General features: G+C 50.0%; 11 protein-coding genes. 6 read left to right on the top strand and 5 right to left on the bottom strand.

Annotated features, from left to right (window positions below; all coding sequences use genetic code 11):
- Nucleotides 1–23 precede the first annotated feature (23 nt).
- Nucleotides 24–4373: a translocation/assembly module TamB domain-containing protein gene (locus tag Tanf_RS12070; protein ID WP_046826034.1), complete on the bottom strand. Its 4350-nt coding sequence runs from the start codon at nt 4371–4373 to the stop codon at nt 24–26.
- Nucleotides 4374–4582: 209 nt separating this feature from the next.
- Here Tanf_RS12070 and tsaD point away from each other — a divergent pair, with 209 nt between their 5' ends.
- Genes tsaD through Tanf_RS12050 form a run of 4 tightly spaced genes read left to right on the top strand, consistent with a single transcriptional unit; the run spans nt 4583 to nt 9720 of the window.
- Entirely contained in the window at nt 4583–5611 is a 1029-nt protein-coding gene (gene tsaD / locus Tanf_RS12065) for a tRNA (adenosine(37)-N6)-threonylcarbamoyltransferase complex transferase subunit TsaD (RefSeq protein WP_046826033.1), read from the top strand.
- A 32-nt stretch (nt 5612–5643) separates the two neighbouring features.
- Nucleotides 5644–6894: a competence/damage-inducible protein A gene (locus Tanf_RS12060; RefSeq protein WP_046826080.1), complete on the top strand. Its 1251-nt coding sequence runs from the start codon at nt 5644–5646 to the stop codon at nt 6892–6894.
- A 51-nt stretch (nt 6895–6945) separates the two neighbouring features.
- Nucleotides 6946–7893 (top strand): homoserine O-acetyltransferase MetA, encoded by a 948-nt coding sequence (metA, locus tag Tanf_RS12055; protein ID WP_046826032.1) that lies wholly within the window; start codon nt 6946–6948, stop codon nt 7891–7893.
- Complete coding sequence (locus Tanf_RS12050) at nt 7894–9720, top strand: peptidase U32 family protein (RefSeq protein ID WP_046826031.1); 1827 nt, start codon at nt 7894–7896, stop codon at nt 9718–9720.
- Nucleotides 9721–9755: 35 nt separating this feature from the next.
- Here the strand turns inward: Tanf_RS12050 and metH are convergent, their stop codons facing one another.
- Nucleotides 9756–13445: a methionine synthase gene (metH, locus tag Tanf_RS12045; protein WP_046826030.1), complete on the bottom strand. Its 3690-nt coding sequence runs from the start codon at nt 13443–13445 to the stop codon at nt 9756–9758.
- An 81-nt stretch (nt 13446–13526) separates the two neighbouring features.
- On the opposite strand from metH, the gene Tanf_RS12040 reads away from it, so the two are divergent.
- Nucleotides 13527–15821 carry a cation:proton antiporter gene (locus tag Tanf_RS12040; protein WP_046826029.1) on the top strand — a complete coding sequence of 765 codons (2295 nt, stop codon included), beginning with the start codon at nt 13527–13529 and terminating at the stop codon, nt 15819–15821.
- Between the two features lie 670 nt (nt 15822–16491).
- On the opposite strand, the gene Tanf_RS12030 is transcribed toward Tanf_RS12040, so the two are convergent.
- Entirely contained in the window at nt 16492–16770 is a 279-nt protein-coding gene (locus Tanf_RS12030; protein ID WP_014224269.1) for a type II toxin-antitoxin system RelE/ParE family toxin, read from the bottom strand.
- The gene (locus Tanf_RS12025; RefSeq protein ID WP_014224268.1) at nt 16770–16970 is read right to left on the bottom strand and encodes an adenine nucleotide alpha hydrolase family protein; all 201 of its coding nucleotides are present in this window, start codon (nt 16968–16970) and stop codon (nt 16770–16772) included. Before Tanf_RS12025 ends, Tanf_RS12030 begins: the two co-directional genes overlap by 1 nt.
- 747 nt (nt 16971–17717) lie before the next feature.
- On the opposite strand from Tanf_RS12025, the gene Tanf_RS14940 reads away from it, so the two are divergent.
- Nucleotides 17718–17936 (top strand): hypothetical protein, encoded by a 219-nt coding sequence (locus Tanf_RS14940; RefSeq protein WP_161794969.1) that lies wholly within the window; start codon nt 17718–17720, stop codon nt 17934–17936.
- A 115-nt stretch (nt 17937–18051) separates the two neighbouring features.
- On the opposite strand, the gene Tanf_RS15330 is transcribed toward Tanf_RS14940, so the two are convergent.
- Entirely contained in the window at nt 18052–18636 is a 585-nt protein-coding gene (locus Tanf_RS15330) for a hypothetical protein (RefSeq protein WP_140230610.1), read from the bottom strand.
- Between the last annotated feature and the right edge of the window lie 124 nt (nt 18637–18760).

Below are 18760 nucleotides of genomic sequence, written 5' to 3'. Positions count from 1 at the left end.
AAAAGAGCGGAAGACTTGTTTACTTAGAACAGGTTTGCGGTACGCTTTTTTCGCCTCCGGAAAATCTCCGATAACGTAGAAAAATCTTTGTGAAACATCAGCCCCACCCCTTGTCGGGTCGGTGACTTCATATTATATCGGTAATACATGTCGTTGGCATGGCTGTACGCTTTCAGACGTATTTCGCCGGAAGGAGTCAGTTTATATTCCAGATCAAATTCTCCGACAAAAGCATTATTTTGAATGTAATTGTCGCGATAACCGAAGTTTCCGTTAAATAACAAACGGTTGTTTAATAACTGGCTTGAAAGAAGCATCTCCACTTCGGTATCCGTGACCCCATCTTGACGAGAGCGGATATTCGTTCCGATCTGCACCTTATCGGTCAGACTGTTCAGGATGCCGGAGAGCTGCGACGACAAAGCCGAAGATGCCATGGCGCTGAACTCATTCGACCGATACGCATTTTTTGAGTAGTCCGGGGTATAGAATTTGTTGAGTACAAGCAGGTAGACGATCTGTCGCGTCATCATATCTTCCGTGCCGATGAACGAACGTACTTGCCGCGCCAGTTCATGGGTTGAATTCGGGAACTCCATATCGAACGAGATCGTCGGGTTTTGTAGTCGTCCGTTCAGTTTCAGCAGGCAGTTTACTGGGATGTTACGTTGAATACCGCTTTCCACAGCCAAGCGTTCATCCAAATCTTGGATATTGGCTTTCAAGTGATAGCTTGCATCCAGACTAAGCAGTGCACTCAGCGGATCGCCACGAAAATCGATGCGGCTCCCTTCCCGAATCTTAAAGTCTTTGCGGATTAATTGTTGCAGACTGAAATTGTAGCTTCCTTCACGGATCGTATATCCTCCATACATGGCCAAATTGCTGCTTGTTCCGTATTGGATTTGGAGATTGCCGCTTCCGTCGCCTTTTATTTTGTCTCCGCTGACAGGGTCTAAAATCAGTTCCAGCTTGGCGTCCGGAGTTACATCGGCAACGATGTTGATGCGTATTTCCGTTCCTTCATCATCGTCATTGGCAGCCTGTGCGATTGTTCTTGTAAGGGTACTGTCTTTTGTCGTCGGATTGTCCTTAAATCGGATGAAATCGTACTCTTCGGCTGATGATCCGTTGGCAAAGTTGAAGCCGACTGTCGTATTGCGGTCGCTTCGCATATTGGCGTTGATATGGATAAGTCGTTCGGTGCCTCGAAGGCTGGCATTTCCCGTTCCGTATAAGACTCCGTAAATGTTGGGGTTTATTCTTTCCGAAGCATCGTATAACAATAGATTGTTTGCTTTGATGTCGGCTGAAAAACCGAAATCCCGAAGGTGATGGTGTTGTACGGTAAAGTCGACAGCTCCCTTATTTCCATGTTTATCGTGAATAACAATATTTCGGCCTTCGATGGTGGTCGGAGTCAGAAATATCGAATCGGAAAAAGAATATGCCGTTTGAAGAAAATCGACTCCAATACGGCCATTCCGGATCAACGCCTTTCCTTTGAAGGAGAGGTCGGAGAAAGGTCCATATAGATGGAGGTTCCCATAGCAACTGCCTTCAAAGGTTTGGGTGAAAGAGCTGAGGTATGGACGTAACAGACCGATATCTAAATCTTTTGCATCGAAATAAAGAGAAAGTCCCTCTTTTTCGCCGACAGGGTAAATGTATCCGTTCACATCCGTCCATGTAGACCGGTCTTTGTAGATGGTGCCCAGCAGCAGGATACCGTTCTGGTCGTTATCCCATTCGCTGAAAAGATTCAGGCGCCCCTGCACGACCCGGTTAAACGAAAAATCGTGCACTTCAAGATTGGTATTGATGATGCGGCTTCCGTAAAGATCATTCAGGCGGAAAGTTCCGGTAGCCCGTCCGCCGAATTGCAGAGCGGGAATGTTGACAATGTCGAAAATATAGCTTAACTCAATGTCGTTCAAATCGAGTGTGAGGGTTTCCTGAGGGCTGAAAGAAGAGATTGTCCCGTTGATTCGGAGGTACTGATCGCCTTTAGATAGATGAACGTTGTCTACGGATATCTTTTCTTTATCAATGGTGATGGAGGCCGGCCGGATATCCCAGGTGGAATCTTTGACGATGATTCTGTTCGGTTCGATAGAGATTTTCGAAAGCAGCCTTTGGCTTCCGTCTTCTTCCGTTATGGAAAATTGCGTGGAAGAAGAGAGGGCTATTTTAACTCCGTCTTTCCGGTTGTTTTCCAGTGTAAAAGAAGTCCTCAATCGGTCGTTGGCGGCATCGGCCTTGATGTGGATTTGATTCCGAGAGCCTTTCTGTTGCAGTTGAGTCGTTCGTATTTCTGCCTCCATAGCCCCATTCGGATTGTTTAACACGATGGAACCATCTTTGAAGACGGATTGGGAAACCTCGAATCGAGGTAATGAAGCATTGAGATGGAATCGTCCATTCGGATTGTCGTAGTGCCCGAAGATGCGCGACGGAGCTAACAAGGCGACCGGGAGCTTCAACGCTTTAGAGAGTCGTTCGGTATTCTCAATGTTTATCGTAAAGGAATAACTGTCTATTCCGATAGAAGTACTTGGAGGGAAAGTCGTGCTCAGCGAAGGAAGATAAGGACGAATAAGATTCACCAGCGAAGGTAGAAGATGAGTGAAAGAACAGGAGCCGGTTACTTCTCCGTTCAAAAGATCCGAATAGACTGTTAGTTTCCGTTCGGAGGATATTCCCGATGCCTGAATGTGTGCCGTATTCAGTAGAAAAGTATCGGTACGTGTCAGGAATGACAGATTGTCGATGGTAATCTGTCCTTGGAAGTTATCGATATGGTTACCGGTGATATTGCTATTTACTTGGAACGAAAGCTCGGGCGAATCATATTTTTCGGTGAGATGTAGCTTGTCCGGACGGAAATGTTCCAACGTGGCGGAGAAATTGAATTCCGACTGTTCTCCATTGTTGTTGAAGAGCCCTTCGGCATGAAGTTTCCCGTTCGGGTCATCGATGCGGATGGTACCGTTGAATTCTTTCGGACGGAAGCCCCCGGAGAGTAAGATGTTCTCGTATGTATACTTTTCGTATTCAAACCGGTCGATTTTGGCCTGAACAGTGCCGGAAAACGCCCCGTTGGCCGGCTTGGAAGCATCCAACTCCGCCTTGAATTGAACTTTTCCATAGGGGGTGTTTTCGTCGAACAGAGGTGCGATATCCAATTCGGAAGATGAGATTTTACCTTTCAGATACGTCGCAAATCGGTGTTCCTTCTCCCGACCGATAAGCATATCCATCTCAAGCGATCCGATGTTGGAAGACAGCTTCCCGAAAGCCACTAACTGATCGATAAATCCGGAAATTTCTCCGGTAAAACGGATCATCCCGAGTCGGTTGATGGGGGCAGGAAGCGAGACGGGCGTTTCTTGAAAGTTATGGATGAGCCGTCCTAAGTTTTCTGACGCCAGTTGTAAGCTGCTTACCTTTCCGAATAAATAGCTTTTTTTCGGATGCCGGATATTTTTCAGGTTCATCTGTGCTTTCAGCGATAGGGTACGGCCCTGCGTTACTGTTAAGTTGTTAATTGTCAGATTGTCGACTGTTCCCGATGCGGAAGCCGACAGCCGGAAAGGCTCCGAAGCATGTTGAAAGGCCGGCACAAATGCGGACAAATCACTGAGACTGATTTTAGAAGGAGCGATCTGTATTGCTACGGGAGCTTCTGTCTGTCCTTTCACCAGCCGGTCGATGCTGCTTCGGACGGAAGCGCCGGCAATATGCAATTGTGTCTGTGGCAAGAGTATCTTTAACTGACGAACAGTGACACTGTCCTGATTACCGGTTACGAAAGCGGATAACTTATTCAACCGGAATCCCGATCGTTCTTTCATACTGAGCTTATGAATCTCTACCGAAAAGGTCGGAGCGTGCAAGGACGGCAATATTATTTTTCCGTTAATATCTTCTAAATGAATATGTCCGGTACTAAATCGATTATCCGGAAAGGGTACATTAAGCACATCATATCTCAGTCGCCCCCGACGAATCATAATTGAATTGATTTTTAGGTCTATACTCGTTTTGGAGAGCGTATCTTTTGATGCAAAGGCATCCATAACAAATTGAAGGTTTAAAGGACTGTCGGGCGTCTCCCGTTCGATGTTCAGCGAGAAACCAAACAGGCGGACAGTCGTGAAAACCCATTGTCCGTGGAGTAACGGCCAGATTTTGAATCCGGCCGAGATATGATCAGCTTCAAACATCTTCTGTCCGTTTTGATCGTCGATTGAAACATCTCCCAACACGAGACGGTTTAACCATTCGATATCGGCTCTGCCTACGGTAACGGGCGCGTGGAGCAGGGCGGAGAGTTCTTTCTCCGCCTCCGATGCAATCCTCTCCTGTACCATCGGGATATGCAGTAGCAATGCGGGAAACGCATAGCCTATCCACCCGATGATGAGTGCTGATATAACGATGTATTTTAAAGCTTTAATATTGCGATCTGTTTATATGAACGGCCTGAAAATCAAATTTAACTCACAAAACTAATCATTATCGCCGTAGATTTTGTTATTTTGTGCCCTAATTTTCGTTAAGCGAAACCGAAGACTTTAGTATGACAAATAATAATGTAACGATATTGGGGATCGAATCTTCGTGCGACGATACATCATGCGCCGTGATACGTAACGGGGTGCTGCTTTCGAATGTGATTGCAGGTCAGGCAGTACATGAGGCGTATGGCGGTGTTGTGCCGGAGCTTGCGTCGCGGGCGCATCAGCAAAATATTGTACCGGTCGTTTCGGAAGCGATCAAACGGGCGGGCATTGACAAATCGGAATTGAGCGCCATTGCTTTCACGCGCGGGCCGGGCTTGTTAGGCTCGTTATTAGTAGGCACTTCTTTTGCCAAAGGACTGGCTTTGTCGCTGGGGATTCCAATGATTGAGGTCAATCATTTGCAAGCTCATGTGTTGGCACATTTTATCAAGCGGTCTCCCGAAGACCACGATCACCCGTCATTTCCTTTTATCTGTCTGTTGGTGTCCGGGGGAAATTCGCAGATTATCAAGGTGGATGCCTACGACCGGATGGAAGTGGTGGGCCAAACGATCGACGATGCTGCCGGAGAGGCGTTCGACAAATGTGCCAAAGTGATGGGGCTGGGTTATCCGGGCGGGCCGGTCGTCAATCGGCTGGCGAATGAGGGCAACCCGAAAGCGTTTGTTTTCAGCAAGCCGCATATTCCCGGATACGATTACAGTTTCAGCGGATTGAAAACATCATTTCTCTATACGTTACGTGATGAGTTGAAGACGAATCCCGATTTTATCGAACAACGGAAAGCCGACCTCTGCGCTTCGCTTCAGGCTACGGTCATCGACATCCTGATGAACAAATTGCGGAAGGCTGTCGATGATTTCGGCATTTATGAGGTTGCCGTGGCCGGAGGGGTTTCGGCTAACTCGGGTCTGCGCGATGCGTTTCATGACCATGCCCGTCGGTTTGGTTGGAAGATTTACTTGCCGCCGAACGCTTTTACGACCGATAATGCGGCGATGGTGGCCATGACCGGATATTTTAAATATTGGGATCGGATCTTTTGTCCGATGGATGCTACGCCATTCGCGCGGGTGGAATTGTAGTCGGGGAAGCGAAATCTTAATTGTACAAAGAAATGACTGTAGAGATTATAACGATCGGAGATGAACTGCTTATCGGACAGGTGGTAGATACGAATTCGGCATGGATGGGTTCGCTATTGAATGATAACGGATTCGAGGTGGTACATAAGACGGTTACAGGCGATAAGGCAGAGAATATCGTATCAGCCGTCAATGCGGCAGGATGTCGTGCCGATGTGATTTTGATTACCGGAGGATTAGGGCCAACCTCGGACGACTTGACATTGCACGCGCTATGCGACTGTTTCGACGCATCGTTACGTTTTTCGGAAGAGGTGTATGCCCATATTGAAAAGATTTTCTCACGTCGGAATTTGACGATGAACGAACTGACCCGGAATCAGGCTCTGGTGCCCGACAAAGCGACTGTGATTCGGAACGAAGCAGGGACAGCTCCCTGCACATGGTTCGAGCGCGACGGCAAAGTCTTCGTTTCGATGCCCGGTGTTCCGGCCGAGATGAAGTGGTTGATGACGCATGAAGTTATTCCCCGTCTGAAAAAAAGATTCCGTCAAGATTTGTATATCAAGCATGATACATGTTGGGTGACGGGATATACCGAGTCGGCTTTGGCAATTGAATTGGCCGATTTTGAGAAACGTCTGCCTTCGTTTGTAAAACTCGCTTATTTGCCGCAGGCTGGTATCATTCGTCTGCGACTGTCGGCATATAGCCGGACGTCGGAAGAAGCGGAAACAACGCTTGCGGCTTTGCGGAAAGAGCTTGAACAGAGATTGCACGGACAGATCAATCCGGAAGGAGACAAGGATATCGAAGTCCTGGTCGGTGAGCGTCTGCGTGCGCGAGGACAGACGGTCGGAACGGCTGAGAGTTGTACCGGCGGTGCCATTGCCGCGGCGCTGACATCTGTAGCCGGAAGTTCGGACTACTATGTGGGCGGTGTGGTGTCATACTCGAATGCATTGAAACATAAACTTCTGAATGTCTCCGAAACGGATCTGGAGCGGTACGGGGCTGTCAGCCGGCCGGTGGTCGAGCAGATGGCACGCGGAGCCTTGCGGGTTTTGGGCTGCGATTATGCGGTGGCCACTTCTGGTCTTGCGGGGCCGGGAGGCGGTACGGCGGAGAAGCCTGTTGGAACGGTATGGATCGCTGTCGCTCACGGAGACGATGTCGTTTCCAACGAATTTCGTTTCTCGAACGTTCGTGATCAAAATATTCGCCGGACAGTGAACATGTCTCTGCTTATGCTGTTGAACGAGATGAGAGATCGTCAACCATAGCGTCAATGGACTCTGCCGATATAACCGTTTATATAATTCATTCAATATTTTATGCCGTTAAACTTACCTCCTAACTTGCCGGCCATTGAGCTGTTGAAGAGAGAACGAATCTTCGTGATGGATTCGTTACGGGCAACGAAGCAGGATATTCGTCCGTTGCGTGTGATCGTGCTCAATCTGATGCCGTTGAAGATTACAACGGAAACCGATCTCGTACGATTGCTCAGCAATTCGCCTTTGCAGATCGAGTTGGAGCTTATGAAGATCAAGGGACATACCCCGAAACATACTCCGATCGAGCATATGCGTGAGTTTTACAAGGACTTTGATGAGATGCGCGAGTGTTTCTACGACGGGATGATTATCACCGGCGCTCCTGTCGAGCAGATGCCTTTCGAGGCGGTTACCTACTGGAATGAGTTGACGCAGATTCTCGAATGGGCTCGGACACATGTTACTTCTACCTTATATATATGCTGGGCGGCACAAGCGGCCTTGTATCATTTCTACGGAGTACCGAAGCATGACTTGCCCGCGAAGCAATTTGGTATTTTCCGTCACACCCTGAATGATCCGTTTCTCTCCATTTTCCGGGGCTTTGACGATGAGTTCTACGTCCCCCACAGTCGCCACACGGAGGTGCGACGCGAAGATATCATGCAAGTTCGTGAGCTGAAAATCCTTTCCGAGAGTGAGGAAGCCGGTGTTTACATGATGATGGCACGCGGAGGACGCGAGTTCTTCATTACCGGTCACTCGGAGTATGCGCCCGATACGCTCGACGGCGAATATAAGCGTGATGTGGCCAAAGGATTACCTATTGAAAAGCCTGTCGGTTATTATACGGACGACGATCCGTCGAAGCCCCCCTTGGTGCGTTGGCGCGGGCATGCGAACTTGCTGTTTGCCAACTGGCTGAACTACTATGTCTATCAGGAGACTCCTTTTTGCGCTGCCGACATCGGCCGGCTCGGAGATTTGTCGTGCCCTAATGCCTGAATGATGATCGCTCAACCGATAGAATTACTTGCGCCGGCCAAAGACCTGCACTGTGGGAAGGAGGCTGTGCTTCACGGGGCCGATGCCGTATATATCGGTGCGCCGAAGTTCGGCGCGCGTGCGGCGGCCGGTAATTCGCTCGACGACATCCGTGCGCTGTGTGACTTTGCTCATATATATAATGTAAAGATTTACGTTGCTCTGAATACGATCCTTAGAGACGGGGAGTTGACGGATGCGGAACGGATGATCCATCGGCTTTATGATGCCGGTGCAGATGCTTTGATTGTGCAGGATATGGGGATTACACGTCTCGATATCCCGCCGATTCCGTTGCATGCGAGTACGCAGATGGATAACTGTACTCCTGAAAAAGTGGCGTTTCTCGGCCGTATAGGCTTCGAGCAGGTGGTGTTGGCGCGTGAGTTGACGCTCGAAGAGATACGGGAGATTGCCGCGCATGCCCCGAACGTGACGCTCGAAGCGTTTGTGCACGGTGCATTATGCGTCAGTTACAGTGGTCGCTGTTACCTGAGTCAGGCGCTTACGGGGCGCAGCGCCAATCGTGGTGCCTGCGCACAATGTTGTCGCCTGCCTTATACGATGGTTGATGCGGATGGCAAGACGATCGCATCCGGTAAGCACTTGCTTTCACTGCGCGATATGAACCGCTCGGACGATCTCGAAGCGATGATGCATGCCGGCATTACATCGTTCAAGATCGAGGGACGCCTGAAAGATATGTCGTATGTTAAGAACATCACGGCTTTTTACCGCCGCCGCTTAGATGCCATCATGGCCAAGCATCCGGTGTTCTTCCGCGCTTCTGCCGGACGTTCGTCTTTCACGTTTGAACCATGTCCGGAGAAGAGTTTCAACCGGGGCTTTACGGGATATTTTCTGCACGGTCGGGAGGCGGAGATCACGTCGTTTGATACGCCTAAATCGATCGGCGAACCGGTCGGAACGGTGAAAGAGGTGCAGGGATGTTCGTTGACCGTATCGGGACTGAAGCCTTTACATAACGGCGACGGCCTTGTCTTCCTCAATGCACGGGGCGAGTTGGAAGGATTTCGTGTGAACCGAACGGAAGCTCATCGCATCTTTCCCGCTCAGATGCCGTCCGTAAGATCGAAGACGGTTCTATACCGCAATTTCGATCATGATTTCGAGGCGGTGCTGGCGAAGCCGTCGGCCGAACGTAAGATCAAGGTCACGATGGAATGGAGCGATTGTCCCGCAGGGTTTGCTTTGACGATAACGGACGAGACGGATGCTTGCGTAACCGTCGTTCGGACGTTTGCGCATGAGTCGGCACGGAAGCCGCAGTCCGACAATATCCGCATGCAGTTATCGAAACTCGGAGAGACACCGTTCGAAGCCGAAGATATTACGGTGACGATGCGCGAAAACTATTTCGTGCCTTCATCGTTTTTGGGCGAGATGCGTCGCGAGGCGGTAGAAAAACTGCTCGCCGTGCGTCGGATTCGCTATCCCCGTCGGTATGCCAAGCGTCCGGTGTGCAATGAAACCGTTGCATTCCCTTCCACGACGCTCGATTATACGGCGAACATTTATAACGCACAAGCCGAAGCGTTTTATCGCCGGCACGGCGTGCAGCGGCTTGAGCGTGCATACGAAGAAAGACCGCTTGACGGCGTGCCGCTGATGTACACCAAACATTGCCTGCGTTACAGCATGGGGTGGTGTCCGGTGCATCACAAACGGAAATCGCCGTATAGAGAACCTTTCTACCTCAAATATAAAGACACCTCTTTAAGGCTTGAGTTCGATTGTCGGCGTTGTGAGATGCGGATCGTAAAGTAAGCGGGACGGAGAAGGATTGGGTTTTTCCGTTTCCTTCATTCCGTTACTTTCCCCAGAAATTTCCTGATATGTTCGACTGTCTCACCCCGGCGAGCCGTATAATCCGTCAGCTGGTCCTCTCCGATGCGACCGATCATGAAGTAACGAGATTCGGGATGTGCAAAATAGAAGCCCGCCACGGACGACGTGGGTGAGAGCGCTCCGTTCTCGGTGATGGCGATCCCGATGCGGTCGACTCCGATCAATCGGTCTAAACTGAATATCAATCCCTGATCGGGAAGGGAAGGGTATCCCACAGCCGGCCGGATGCCTCGGTAATGGGCGCGAAACATCTCGTCGACGGAAAGCTCTTCGTCCGGTACATATCCCCAATATTCACGACGCACTTTCGTATGCAGATATTCGGCGGATGCTTCGGCCAGCCGGTCGGAGAGAGTCTGGAGCAACATCAGGTGATAACTGTCTTCTTCCTGTTCATACCGTGCACGCAACTCTTCCATGCAATCACCAGCCGTTACCGCAAATACACCGACATAATCGTTCCGTCCTTCCGAAGCCGGCATGACATAATCGGCTAATGAGAGGCACTGTCCTTTGTCGTTCGGCGACTGTTGGCGCAAGACAGGGATGACTGTGTCGGCAATGCGGATATTGTCGCCTTCGCTTGCCGATGGAAAAATCTCATAAAGAGCCTTACAGCAAGCGTTTCCTGCTATCAGCCGCTTCAAGAGAGCCTGTGCATCGTTATAGAGTTTAAGCGCTTCTTTCGCCTTGGCACGTTCCGCCTCCGGACGTTTTTCGAGCCACGCAGCACGGCATGCCGGGCAGTCATGCAGTTGCATCAGATCGTCGTAACGGCCGGTTATCCGCCATGCCGTAAAGAGGAATACCCAGTTGATGTACGGCACAATTTCGGCCACAGGGATGGCGAGCAGCTGTAAGCCTTTCTTCTTCGGTTCGGCAGGCGTATAGTTCGCCCAATCCGTCTGTAACTTGAGCTTCTGTGCCTCGGCATACGGCAAGAGGGGTTTTACCTCCTCGTTCGATTTGGCTTGACGCAGACGCTCGTATTCATCCGTCAGTTCGGTCACATAGGCATCATGCGTGGCGGGGTTGAGCAGCTTGGCGGCAATCAGCGGATTTTGCGAGGCATCAACGACATGAATCACGGGATGGTCGTAATGCGGTGCTATTTTCAGTGCGGTATGCAGCTTCGAGGTGGTGGCGCCACCAATCATAATCGGGGTAGAGAAGCCGGCCTTCTGCATCTCGTCGGTTACGTGTACCATCTCTTCGAGCGACGGGGTAATCAGTCCCGACAGGCAGAGCAGGTCGGGCTTTTCGTTACGTACCGTTTCGATGATTTTTTCCGCCGGCACCATCACGCCGAGGTCGATCACTTCGTAATTATTACATGTCAATACAATAGAGACGATGTTTTTGCCGATGTCGTGCACATCGCCTTTAACGGTGGCAAAGACAACCTTGCCGGCTTTGGTCGCACCGGACGATGTTTTTTGCGCTTCGATGGCCGGCTGAAGGATGGCGACGGCTTTCTTCATCGTACGTGCCGTTTTCACGACTTGCGGCAGGAACATTTTTCCCGCACCGAACAATTTGCCGACGCGGTTCATCCCGTTCATCAGCGGCCCGTCGATAATGGCAACGGCTTGTCCGTACCGTTGCAGAGCTTCCTTCAGGTCTGTTTCAAGGAAATCGCCGATTCCTTTCAGCAACGCGTATTCGAGTCGTTCGTCGAGCGACCGGTCGCGCCATGCGTCATGTGTCTTTTCCTGCTCGCCGGAGGCCTGCTCGATATGACTCTGTGCATAGGCAATCAGTTCTTCGGCCGCCTCGGGACGACGTGCCAAGATCACATCTTCGAGGAGGTTCCGGAACGATGGTTCAATATCTTCGTACGTGACCGATGCCGACGGATTCACGATCCCCATATCCATACCTTCGCGAATGGCGTGATAGAGAAAGACGGAGTGCATGGCTTCGCGCACATAGTTGTTTCCGCGGAATGAGAACGAGAGGTTACTTACGCCGCCACTTACCTTCGCTCCGGGCAGATGTTTTTTGATCCATTCTACAGAGCGGATAAAGTCGAGACCGTAGCCGTTATGCTCGGGCATACCGGTCGCGATAGCCAGCACGTTCGGGTCGAAGATGATGTCCTGTGGAGGAAACCCGATTTTTTCGGTCAGCAGACGGTAAGCGCGTTCACAGACTTCGATTTTGCGTTCGAAAACGTCTGCCTGTCCCTGCTCGTCGAACGCCATCACAACGGTTGCCGCCCCTAATTGCCGTATCCTCGCGGCACGTATCAGAAACTCTTCTTCTCCTTCTTTTAGACTGATGGAGTTGACGATGCTTTTACCCTGCACACACATAAGCCCTTCTTCGATGACTTGCCATTTAGATGAATCGATCATCACGGGCACACGTGAGATGTCGGGCTCGGAGGCGATCAGGTTGAGGAATGTTTTTATCTCTTCTACGGCATCGAGCAGTCCGTCGTCCATGTTGATGTCGAGCACTTGCGCGCCGTCTTCAACCTGTTTGCGGGCGATGGTCAGCGCCTCTTCGTAATTCTTCTCCTTGATCAGGCGGAGGAACTTGCGTGAACCGGCCACGTTACAGCGTTCGCCGATATTCAGGAAGTTGTTTTCCGGCTTGACTTCCAACAGTTCGAGTCCGGAGAGCCAAAGCGCATCCGGTGGAGGTACGGGCATGTGTGGACGTGCATGGAGGATGAGTTCGGAATATTGGGCAATATGCTCGGGGGTTGTCCCGCAACATCCCCCGACGATATTTACCAGTCCCTCGTCGATGAAGTCTTTGATTTGCGCAGCCATCTTCTCCGGGGTCTCGTCGTATCGTCCGAACTGGTTAGGTAGACCGGCGTTCGGATAAGCGCTGATAAAGTATGGGGCAATGTCGCCCAGCTCTTTGAGGTACGGTTTCATATCGGCTGCTCCGAATGAACAGTTCAGCCCGATGCTCATCAGCGGAATATGCTGGACGGAGGCCAGAAAAGCAGCGAGCGTTTGACCGGAGAATGTACGTCCTCCCTGTCCGGACAAAGTCAGGGAGAGCATGATGGGACGTTCCCGGTTTGGGGTGCGCATCACGTCCAATGCAGCTTCGAGGCCGGCTTTTACGTTCAGCGTATCGAACGTTGTTTCAAAGAGGATGAGGTCTACGCCACCGTCGATCAGCGCCTCTACCTGTTCATGGTAGGCTCGAAACAAATCCATGTATGAGACGGCTCGGAAAGCCGGATCACTCACGTCGGGGCTCATCGAGGCGGTTTTATTTGTCGGTCCGAGCGATCCGGCCACGAAAATGGAACGTTCGGGATGTTCGTTCATGTAGTCGTTGGCCAGTTGGCGTGTGAGTCGTCCGGCTGCAAGATTCATCTCACGCACGAGAGAGGCCATGCCATAGTCATCCATCGAAATGGCGTTGGCATTAAACGTATTGGTAGTGAAGATATCGACGCCCGCGTCAAGGTATTGCCGATGTATCGAACGGATGACTTCGGGTCGTGTGATGTTGAGCAGATCGTTATTGCCTTTGAGCGTTCCGGTGAAATTGGCAAACTGTTCGCCACGGTAATCCGCTTCGGTCAGTTTAAAGCCTTGTATCATCGTCCCCATCCCTCCGTCGAGGATCAGGATGCGCTCGTCAAGTAATTGTTGTATCGTTTTTTTCGTCATGAATATGCTGTATTCTGAAGTATGCAAAAGTACGGAATTTGGAAATTATCGTGTACATTTGTCCTAAAATAGCATCCGTCGATGAAAAAAGGAGCGAAAAGTTTCACGTTTTATGCGTTGATGATTTTGGTTTTCGGGTCGTTGATGTATGTCGTCATCCGCGAAGGCGAAAGCCATCAGAGGGTGACGGAGGCAGTCATGCAGGCGGATGCGCCGAAGAATCTGGCCGAGGGGTTTACCGTTTTTCTGCAACTGGTGTCTGAGCATGTTCACTCTTCGTTCGGATTGTTGTTGCTGCAAATCATTGTCATTCTGATTACATGCCGCATTGTCGGAGTACTTTTCAAGAAGATCGGACAGCCGATGGTGATCGGTGAGATTTTGGCGGGAATCATTCTGGGGCCGTCTGTGCTCGGGCATTTCACACCGGAGTTTTCACAGTTCCTGTTTCCCAAAGAATCGTTATCGAACATCAACCTGTTCAGTCAGTTCGGACTGATGCTTTTCATGTACACCATCGGGATGGAATTAGACATGGGAGTGGTACGCAAGAAATTGCGGGAGACGATGATGATCAGTTATACGTGCATGTTGATGTCGTTCTTCCTCGGCATGCTGGCCGCCTATCTTGTCTATGACCGGTATGCCGATCAGCATACGCCTTTTCTGCCTTTTGCCCTGTTCATCGGCATCACGATGAGTATTACGGCTTTCCCAGTGCTGGCACGCATCATTCAGGAGCATCGTCTGACGCGTACCCATCTGGGCACGGTGGCGCTGGCCAGCGCAGCCAACGGCGATGTTACGGCGTGGTGTCTGCTGGCTATCGTGGTGGCAGTGGCACAGGCCGGTACGATGCTAAGCGCAGTTTATAATATCGTTTCCGCAGCCGTGTACATCCTGATGATGTTTACTGTTGTACGTCCGCTGTTGCGGATGGTCGGCAACTTGTATCATAACAAGGAGGTGGTGAGTAAACCGCTCGTGATGCTGATGTTCCTGCTCTTGCTGATGTCTTCTTATCTAACCGAAATCTTGGGTTTGCATGCGCTGTTCGGCGCCTTTGTCACAGGATTGGTAATGCCGGAGAATTTGCGTTTCCGGAAAATTATGACGGAAAAGGTCGAAGATATATCACTTGTGCTGTTCCTTCCGCTGTTTTTCGCATCGACAGGGTTGCGTACCGAAATCGGGCTGATTGATTCGCCCGACATGTGGCTGACCTGCCTGCTCTTCATCGCTTTTTCGACTGTTGGCAAGTTCGGTGGCGCGTTGCTCTCGGCACGATTTGAGCACGAAAGCTGGAAAAACAGCTTCTCGCTCGGAGCGTTGATGAACACGCATGGACTGATGGAGCTGATTGCGCTTACCATCGGATATGAGATGAAAATCCTCCCGCCACCCATCTTCGTGATGTTAATTTTGATGACGCTTGTCACCACGTTTATGACGACTCCGCTCCTGAAGTTCATCCATCTTTGCTTCCGCACGGGTGAGAAGATCAAACAGCAACGGATGGAGCAGTTTAAAGAAGGACGGTTTAAGGTGCTGCTCTCTTTCGGGCGGGCAGGCAACGGACAGATTATGCTCGATGTGGCGCATCAGATGTTCTCGCAGGGTAAGGACAAACTTGATCTGACGGCATTGCACCTGACGGTCGGGGCGGATGTTAACCCGCTGCATACCGATAATTTTGAGCGTGTCAGTTTCGGTCCCATCCTCTACGAGGCGCGCAAACTGAATATGCAGATACATACGCGTTATGAAGTGGCGGATCATGCGAGCGAATCCATCGTCCGTATCGTCAATGACGAGCCGTTCGACTTCCTGCTTGTGGGCGCCGGTATCTCGATGAGCAACCTCTCGTCCGATATGGATGCACGGAGTATCCAAAAGTCGTTCTTCGGAATCTTCAAGAAACTCAAGGTGCAAGACCTGTTCTCGCCCGGATCGCTGATTCATGATAAAACGAAGGAATTCATTGAGCGGAGTCACTCGTCGGTGGGGGTCTTCATCAACCGAGGGTTCGTACAGGCGAACCATATCCTGATCCTGATCAATTCGTCGGACGATCTGATCCTGCTCGACTACGTGCACGTGCTGTTGCGGTCGACGCATGGCACGGTCAGCCTTCTGAACCGGACGAATTTCGTCTCCGACCCAAACGACCACATCGTCCGTACCCTGACTGATTTCACGAACGAGACGGAGAATGCGCACATACTGCCCGAAAAGAACGTGATGAGCGAATCGTTCAGCGATCATGATTTTATGCTCGTCAGCTATACGGCGTGGAACATTATTTCGGAAGAATGCAAAGACGCCCTTCAGGATATGCCCTCCACACTGATCATCCACCATCGGGAAAAGGTGTAAATCGTTTTGCGTTCTTTGCGGTAAAGAATAAATCGCAAGGATCGTAAGGTTTCAGTCAGCGTTCAGCCGTCAGCATTCAGCCCCCTCTGCGCTCGGATACCGTGTACCCGGCATAACAATTAACCATTGACCATTAACCATTAATTTGTCATTCAGAGCGAAGCGAAGAATCTCTTCCCTTTCCCCTGCGAGATTCCTCACGGTGTTCGGAATGACGAACACAGTTATTTGCGTTGATTTGCGCCCATTTACGAAATTCGCGTTCGGATATTGCCGACACCACACAAAAAAAGGGCGAACACTGAGGTTCGCCCCTACACGGCATACCACACGCTGTTTGCTGATGGCTGACCGCACCGCATTCCCCCTTTGAAGGGATAACATCCCCCCTTCGCTTTCGCTCTTTCCCCCCTTTGAAAGGGGGAGGGGGGATGTTCCTCTGCGTTCGGATTCCGTGTACCCGGCATAACAATTAACCATTGACAATTAACAATTGAATTACGTCAGGCTTTCAGCCCTCCGCTGAGGGGGTCGCTCTTTCCCCAACGCTTCGCTTCGCTCCACATTGGGCTGAATTAACGCGCCCTTTCAGGGCTCTTCTCTAATGGTTAATTGTCAATGGTTATGCGTGGTACATATTGTAGAGACGCAAACCTTGGCAACACGGCGGTTAGAACAGGTCGGCATGGCTGCCGGTTCTGACGAGATTGAGGATGTGCAGTTCACCGGAATCCTCCTTTTCGTATACCAGAAGCCAGTCCGGATGGATGTGACACTCTCGCAACCCTGCAAATTCACCGCTGAGCGCATGGTCGCACCTTTCCGGTGGTAAGGCTCTATCCTCAGCCAGCGACAGAATGACCTCGTTAAGGTCTTCCTCCGACAATCTGCGTTTACGGGCACGCTTCAAGTCGCGCTTGTATTGCCCTGTATAGACAATCTGTCGCATTATTTGACGCTGTCGAGATACTCATTGAAATCCTTGCAGTGCGTTACTTTGCCTTGGCGCAGTTCACGCATTGCCCGGCGGGTAGCCTCGATGCCGTCATCTACGGAGTCGGGGGCGATAAGTCCCAACTCACGAAGATAATTGACCAGACTGCGGCCTTCCTGCGTCTGCTCATTGATATGGATAGTATAAGTTGCCATTCTCTTGCCTCCTGATTACTTTTCTCTTGTTTCAGTGCAAACTTACAACTTTTCCATCAATCGTCCAAGCGTAAGACGTATTTTCCCTTTCCGTCGTGTGTCAATAAGTCAAAGAGTGTTTGAGGTTTTTCTCGTCCCCAATGCTTTATTCAGTTGCCAGCAGTCAGCAGTCAGCCCTGCAAATTCCCCCTTGGAAGGGGTAACATCCCCCTTCGCTTCGCTCTTCCCCCTTGGAAGGGGGGGATGGGGGATGTACATGTCGGCGTTATGACGGGCGAACACAAGGTTCGCCCCTACAAATTAATTTGTCAATGGTTATTTTCTAGATACATGATTCGGCGTGTACCCGGCATAACAATTAACCATTGACAATTAACAATTAATTTGTCATTCAGAGCACTCTTTTCTGTTACTTTTGGCTTGACCCAAAAGTAACCCAAAGGTCAAGGCTTCGTGCGCTTCACACGCCTTCGCGACGCTTGCAGGTCGGAAAATCAGGTAACTTGCTTCGCTTCGGACAGCCTGATTTTCTTTCGCCCTGCTCGCTGCTCCGTCGGCTCACCGCCCGAGGCCCAAGGACGAAATTAATTTGTCAATTGTTATTTTCTAAATACATGATTCGGCGTGTACCACGCATAACAATTAACCATTGACAATTAACCATTAATTTGTCATTCAGAGCGAAGCGAAGAATCTCTTTCTGTTACTTTTGGCTTGACCCAAAAGTAACCAAAAGGTCAAGGCTTCGTGCGCTTCACACGCCTTCGCGACGCTTGCAGGTCGGAAAATCAGGTAACTTGCTTCGCTTCGGACAGCCTGATTTTCTTTCGCCCTGCTCGCTGCTCCGTCGGCTCACCGCCCGAGGCCGAAGGGACGAACGCCGAGGGCGTTCGAGGCGAGATTCCTCACTACGTTCGGAATGACAAAGGGGGGAGGCAGAATGACAAACACAGTTATTTGCGTTGATTTGCGTCATTTGCGAAATTTGCGTTCGGATATTGCCGACACCACACAAAAAAAGGGCGAACACAAGGTTCGCCCCTACACGGCATAACATAATTCAATTGTTAATGGTTAATTGTTATACCAGGTACATGATTCGGCGTGTACCACGCATAACCATTGACCATTGACAATTAACAATTAATTTCATGATTCGGCGTGTACCACGCATAACCATTGACCATTGACAATTAACAATTAATTTCATGATTCGGCGTGTACCACGCATAACCATTGACCATTGACAATTAACAATTAATTTCATGATTCGGCGTGTACCACGCATAACCATTGACCATTGACAATTAACAATTAATTTCATGATTCGGCGTGTACCACGCATAACCATTGACCATTGACAATTAACAATTAATTTCATGATTCGGCGTGTACCACGCATAACCATTGACCATTGACAATTAACAATTAATTTCATGATTCGGCGTGTACCACGCATAACCATTGACCATTGACAATTAACAATTAATTTCATGATTCGGCGTGTACCACGCATAACCATTGACCATTGACAATTAACAATTAATTTCATGATTCGGCGTGTACCACGCATAACCATTGACCATTGACAATTAACAATTAATTTCATGATTCGGCGTGTACCACGCATAACCATTGACCATTGACAATTAACAATTAATTTCATGATTCGGCGTGTACCACGCATAACAATTAACCATTGACAATTAACCATTAATTTGTCATTCAGAGCGAAGCGAAGAATCTCTTTCTGTTACTTTTGGCTTGACCCAAAAGTAACCAAAAGGTCA

The organism is Tannerella forsythia (assembly GCF_001006485.1).
Taxonomy (GTDB): domain Bacteria; phylum Bacteroidota; class Bacteroidia; order Bacteroidales; family Tannerellaceae; genus Tannerella; species Tannerella forsythia.
This window is presented reverse-complemented; position numbering and strand designations above follow the sequence as displayed.

Excerpts from the sequence above, each read along its gene's own strand:
- Tanf_RS12070 (WP_046826034.1), bottom strand. The coding sequence starts at position 4,373 with ATGGTACAGGAGAGGATTGCATCGGAGGCGGAGAAAGAACTCTCCGCC.
- tsaD (WP_046826033.1), top strand. The coding sequence starts at position 4,583 with ATGACAAATAATAATGTAACGATATTGGGGATCGAATCTTCGTGCGAC.
- Tanf_RS12060 (WP_046826080.1), top strand. The coding sequence starts at position 5,644 with ATGACTGTAGAGATTATAACGATCGGAGATGAACTGCTTATCGGACAG.
- metA (WP_046826032.1), top strand. The coding sequence starts at position 6,946 with ATGCCGTTAAACTTACCTCCTAACTTGCCGGCCATTGAGCTGTTGAAG.
- Tanf_RS12050 (WP_046826031.1), top strand. The coding sequence starts at position 7,894 with ATGATGATCGCTCAACCGATAGAATTACTTGCGCCGGCCAAAGACCTG.
- metH (WP_046826030.1), bottom strand. The coding sequence starts at position 13,445 with ATGACGAAAAAAACGATACAACAATTACTTGACGAGCGCATCCTGATC.
- Tanf_RS12040 (WP_046826029.1), top strand. The coding sequence starts at position 13,527 with ATGAAAAAAGGAGCGAAAAGTTTCACGTTTTATGCGTTGATGATTTTG.
- Tanf_RS12030 (WP_014224269.1), bottom strand. The coding sequence starts at position 16,770 with ATGCGACAGATTGTCTATACAGGGCAATACAAGCGCGACTTGAAGCGT.
- Tanf_RS12025 (WP_014224268.1), bottom strand. The coding sequence starts at position 16,970 with ATGGCAACTTATACTATCCATATCAATGAGCAGACGCAGGAAGGCCGC.
- Tanf_RS15330 (WP_140230610.1), bottom strand. The coding sequence starts at position 18,636 with ATGAAATTAATTGTTAATTGTCAATGGTCAATGGTTATGCGTGGTACA.